Below are 288 nucleotides of genomic sequence, written 5' to 3' on the forward strand. Positions count from 1 at the left end.
CCTGCGCCCCCGCCGCGCCCGTGTGCCCTTGCGTCCCAGTAGCACCGGTAGCGCCCGTGTTACCTTGAACACCTTGAGGTCCAGTGGCACCGGTAGCGCCCGTGTTACCCTGAGGTCCAGTGGCACCAGTAGCGCCCGTGTTACCTTGAACGCCCTGAGGTCCAGTAGCGCCTGTGTTACCTTGAACACCTTGAGGCCCAGTAGCACCAGTAGCGCCTGTGTTACCTTGAACGCCTTGAGGTCCAGTAGCACCAGTAGCGCCAGTGGTACCTGGAGGGGGGGTGGAGG

The 288-nt window shown here is 63.5% G+C and carries 1 pseudogene; it reads right to left on the bottom strand.

Going from position 1 to position 288, the window contains the following annotated elements:
* Positions 1-288, bottom strand: a pseudogene (locus JDS82_RS29165) (hypothetical protein); the annotation flags it as partial.

Origin of the sequence: Bacillus cereus group sp. N14 (genome assembly GCF_016483555.1) — a bacterium.
Taxonomy (GTDB): domain Bacteria; phylum Bacillota; class Bacilli; order Bacillales; family Bacillaceae_G; genus Bacillus_A; species Bacillus_A wiedmannii.